The following is a 5,001-nucleotide window of genomic DNA, read 5'->3' on the forward strand; positions in this document are numbered from 1 at the left end:
GAAGTTGAAGATGCGATCATTGATGGCAGCCTTCATGTATTTGATACCTCTACATTCACTGTAAATGGCAAGGAACTGACAGATGCTGACAGCGAATACATCAGCGACGGTTATTTCCATGAATCTGAAAAAGCTTCTGCACCAGCTTTCGATTTCATCATCGATGGCATTACAGCAGTAACACAGTAATCGTATGATATCTGAAGTGGGGCTGTCGCACGACAGCCTCATTTTGGTATGTTGAAGGAGGCTTGATGGTGGAAGCAGTAAATGCCATTGAATTAAAAAATATTACAAAACGTTTTGGTGAAAAAGTCATTGCCAATGACAGTGTTAATCTGACCGTAAGAAAAGGAGAGATCCTGTCTCTTCTGGGTGAAAACGGAAGCGGTAAGACCACATTGATGAATATGCTGTCGGGTATTTATTTCCCGGATGAAGGACAGATATTTGTAAACGGCAAAGAAGTCATGATTTCTTCTCCGAAAGATGCTTTTGATCTGGGAATCGGAATGATCCATCAGCATTTTAAGTTAATCGAAGTGCTGACAGCAGCAGAGAATATCATTCTGGGATTGCCGGGAAAGATGACGTTGAACATGGATGAGGTCATCAAGGACATTCAGGCACTGGTTGATAAGTATGGATTTGAATTGGATTGCCGGAAGAAGATTTACGAGATGTCCGTATCAGAGAAGCAGACTGTTGAAATCGTGAAAATGCTTTATCGTGGTTCGGATATTCTGATTTTGGATGAACCAACAGCCGTTCTGACACCGCAGGAGACAGAGAAGTTATTTGCGGTACTCAGAAACATGAGAGCGGATGGTCGTTCTATTATTATCATTACACATAAATTGCACGAAGTACTGGCACTTTCAGACAGAGTTTCCGTTTTGCGTAAAGGTAAGTATATCGGTACGGTGAATACATGTGATGCAACAGAAAGTTCGCTGACAGAGATGATGGTTGGTGAAAAGGTCAGTCTGAATATTGATCGCCCGGAACCGGAGAATCCAAGGGAAATCCTAAAAGTATCCGGTCTTACCTGTCTGGATAATGAAGGGGTGAAGTCACTGGATGATGTCAGCTTTACTGCCTTTGGCGGCGAAATTCTTGGTGTGGCCGGAATTGCAGGCAGTGGACAGAAGGAACTGCTGGAGGCTATTACAAATCTTTGCCCGATTGCAGAAGGCACCATCAGCTGTGTGAACGAGCATGGAAAGGAAGTTGTTATTTCAGGCAAATCTCCGGAACACATTTCCAAAGAAAGTATACATATTGCGCATATTTCCTTTGTCCCGGAGGACAGACTGGGTATGGGACTGGTTGCTTCCATGGATATGACGGACAATATGATGCTTCGCAGCTACAGAGAGGGCAAAGGTATATTTGCGGACAGAAAGAAACCGAGAGAGCTGGCTGAACGCCTGATTGACAAGCTTGGCATTGTGACACCGGGAGTTTCAACCCCTGTTGGACGATTGTCCGGCGGTAATGTCCAGAAGGTACTTGTGGGCCGTGAAATTGCCATGCATCCGGATATTCTTCTTGTGGCTTATCCTGTGCGAGGCCTGGATATCAATTCTTCTTATCAGATTTATAATCTGATGAACGAGCAGAAGAAGAAAGGTGTTGCGGTTATCTGTGTTATTGAAGATTTGGATGTGTTGCTTGAAATATCTGACAGAATTCTTGTATTGTGTGGCGGCCGTGTAACAGGTATTGTAGACGGCAGAACAGCGACAAAGGATGAAATCGGATTATTGATGACGAAAGGACAGAAGGAGGAGAGCCATGTTTAAAGATTCTTCATTGCATATTGCGGCCAGGGATTCTATTGCCTGGTGGAAAGCATGGCTGGTCAGACTGATTGCAGTGCTGCTTTCACTGATTGTCTGTGCGATCGTGATTTTTGGATTGACAAAGATGAATCCTGTTGAAGTGTACAAAGGTATTTTTTCAGGTGCTGTCGGTACCAGCCGAAGAGCATGGGTGACGATCAGAGATACAATGGTTCTTCTGTTGATCGCTATCGGCCTGACACCGGCTTTTAAGATGAAATTCTGGAATATCGGTGCAGAAGGCCAGATTCTTGTGGGCGGTGCAACTACGGCTGCATTAATGATTTATGCCGGCGATTCACTGCCGACACCGGTTCTGATGATCCTGATGTTTGTGGCCAGCATGGCAGCAGGTGTTATCTGGGGCGTTATTCCGGCGATTTTCAAGGCTTATTTCAATACAAATGAGACATTGTTTACCTTGATGCTGAATTATGTGGCTATGCAGATTGTTACATTCTGTATTGTTTACTGGGAAAATCCGGCAGGTTCCAATACGGTCGGTATTATCAATTCAGCGACCCGCGCCGGATGGCTGCCGGAACTGGGCGGACTGACTTACGGTTGGAATGTCGTGATTGTTCTTGTATTTACCATTGGCATGTATATCTATATGAAATACAGCAAGCAGGGCTATGAAGTTGCTGTTGTCGGTGAAAGTCAGGATACGGCCCGCTATGCCCGCATCAATGTAAAGCGCACCATTATCCGTACAATGGGTATTTCAGGCGGTATATGCGGTGTTGCCGGCTTCCTTCTGGTCAGCGGTGCCAGCCATACAATTTCTACATCAACTGCCGGCGGTCGTGGCTTTACAGCTATTATCGTTGCATGGTTATCCAAATTTAATGCATTCGTAATGATTCTTGTATCCTTCTTCCTTGTTTTCATGGAAAAAGGTGCTATTCAGATTGCGTCACAGTTCAATCTGAATGAGAATGCATCCGATGTTATTACAGGTATCATTTTATTCTTTATTCTGGGCAGCGAATTCTTTATCCGCTACAGAATTGCATTTACAAAAGCGCATAAGTAAGGGAGGCCGATGATATGAGTGCATTGATTGTTTTTATTCAAAAAGCCATTGCTCAGGGCATCGGTATGCTCTTTGGCGCAACAGGCGAGATTATTACAGAGAAATCCGGCAACCTGAATCTGGGCGTTCCGGGACTGATGTATATGGGCGGTATTGCCGGGTTGATGGGTGCTTTTATCTATGAAAGCGGAGCAGAGAATCCAAGCGGCATTGTGGGTGTGCTTATTTCCATGCTGTGTGCCTTGTTGGCTTCCGGTTTTGGTGCATTAATCTACAGTGTTCTGACCATTACATTGAGAGCTAATCAGAATGTTACAGGTCTTGCGCTGACAACATTCGGTGTTGGTTTCGGCAACTTTTTCGGTGGTTCCCTTTCACAGCTGGCAGGCGGTGTCGGTCAGATTTCCGTTGCTGTGACAGGCGGTACCTACCGTACCAAAATTCCGGGATTATCCAAGATCCCTGTTATCGGCGATGTTTTATTTTCCTATGGTTTTATGACTTATTTCGGCATTATACTGGCAATCCTTGTTTCATGGTTTATGTATAAGTCGAGAAAAGGTCTGAATCTTCGAGCAGTAGGTGAAAGCCCTGCCACAGCGGATGCAGCCGGTATTAATGTCACACTTTATAAATATCTGGCAACTATTATCGGTGGTGCCATCAGTGGTCTTGGCGGTTTGTATTTCGTTATGGAATATTCAGGCGGTACATGGACCAACAACGGTTTTGGTGACAGAGGCTGGCTGGCCATCGCCCTTGTTATCTTTGCATTGTGGAAGCCTATTAACGCCATCTGGGGATCTTTCCTCTTTGGTGCCCTGTATATCCTCTACCTCTATATACCGGGGCTTGGCCGTTCCATGCAGGAGATATTCAAGATGCTGCCATACCTTGTAACCATCGTCGTACTGATTTTCACAAGCTTCAGAAAGAAGAAAGAATATCAGCCGCCGGAGAGCCTTGGCAACTCTTACTTCCGAGAAGAACGATAATCAAAAAGTCGTCGTGGATTTTGTGAAATCTGCGGCGGCTTTTTGAACATAAGAAAGATCACGGCCTGGGATATGTTCCATTTGAGACATTTATTGAAATAATCAAAGAGCAGGCAGAGAGATTCGATGGAGCGAATATCATTTTTGAAGGGCCGTCTATGGAGGCGCTACAAAAAATTGTGGAAACAGCTGTGTAGCGCAGAAACAGTATGGTCTACTATATAGTAGAGAATACTATTGGTATTGAAAGAATAGATAATGGAGGCGTGACATGGCATTACCGAAAGAAGATATTTATACAATAGAAGATATCTATGCCCTTCCGGATGGGGAGCGGGCAGAACTCATCGATGGTCAGATCTATTATATGGCACCGCCTAGAAGGAAACCTCAGAAGTTGTCCGGTGAAATTTTTGGCATCATCAGGGAGTATATCCGGTCAAATCATGGTGCCTGTGAGGTGTATGCTGCACCCTTTGCAGTATACCTGGATGAACATACCAATACCTATGTAGAGCCGGATATCTCGGTGATATGTGATCCTAAAAAATTGGATGACAGAGGTTGTACCGGAGCACCGGATTGGATCGTTGAAATCGTATCACCATCCAGCAAACAAATGGACTATTATAAGAAACTATTCAAATACCGTACAGCCGGTGTTAGAGAATATTGGGTTGTCGACCCTGACAAAAATCTTATTCTGGTCTATAACTTTGAACAGGGAACATCAGAACAATATACATTGTCAGACAAAGTAAAAGCAGGAATATATGAGAATCTCGTGATAGACTTCAGAAATATTAGATTATAAGAGATAGGTGATATTGTTGATTAGCGAGTGCTTATTTTAAACTGAGTATAAGTGAAAAGCGTTTTATAATACCTGAATATGCCAATAGACTCCGAAACCGTCTAAACAGATGGCGGGTCTCTATAAACAAACAGTAGGCAGATTTTCGCGATTTTGCGAGCATAGCGACAGCTTTGAAGCATTGTCCGAGCCCGTAGGGCGAGTTTATGCGTAAAAGCTGTCAATATGCGGCGCAGCAAAATCGCGAAAATCAACGTGTTTGTTATAGAGACTCGCCATCTGTTTTTACGGTTGAGTTTTTTTATTGAGGCT

4 protein-coding genes and 1 pseudogene are annotated in these 5,001 nt (G+C 44.0%); all 5 read left to right on the plus strand.

Annotation, left to right across the window (positions count from 1 at the left end; translation table 11 throughout):
* Positions 1 to 189: pseudogene (locus tag WMO25_RS14710) on the plus strand (BMP family ABC transporter substrate-binding protein); the annotation flags it as partial.
* Between the two features lie 65 nt (positions 190 to 254).
* On the plus strand, positions 255 to 1,805 hold the full coding sequence (locus WMO25_RS14715; protein ID WP_349085931.1) for an ABC transporter ATP-binding protein: 1,551 nt from the start codon (positions 255 to 257) through the stop codon (positions 1,803 to 1,805).
* Complete coding sequence (locus tag WMO25_RS14720) at positions 1,798 to 2,880, plus strand: ABC transporter permease (RefSeq protein ID WP_349085932.1); 1,083 nt, start codon at positions 1,798 to 1,800, stop codon at positions 2,878 to 2,880. Before WMO25_RS14715 ends, WMO25_RS14720 begins: the two co-directional genes overlap by 8 nt.
* A 14-nt stretch (positions 2,881 to 2,894) precedes the next feature.
* Entirely contained in the window at positions 2,895 to 3,875 is a 981-nt protein-coding gene (locus WMO25_RS14725; protein WP_015512619.1) for an ABC transporter permease, read from the plus strand.
* A 271-nt stretch (positions 3,876 to 4,146) separates the two neighbouring features.
* Entirely contained in the window at positions 4,147 to 4,689 is a 543-nt protein-coding gene (locus tag WMO25_RS14730; RefSeq protein WP_349085933.1) for a Uma2 family endonuclease, read from the plus strand.
* The last annotated feature ends 312 nt before the right edge of the window (positions 4,690 to 5,001 follow it).

Source organism: Coprococcus intestinihominis, assembly GCF_040096555.1.
GTDB classification, from domain to species: Bacteria; Bacillota; Clostridia; order Lachnospirales; family Lachnospiraceae; genus Coprococcus_A; species Coprococcus_A intestinihominis.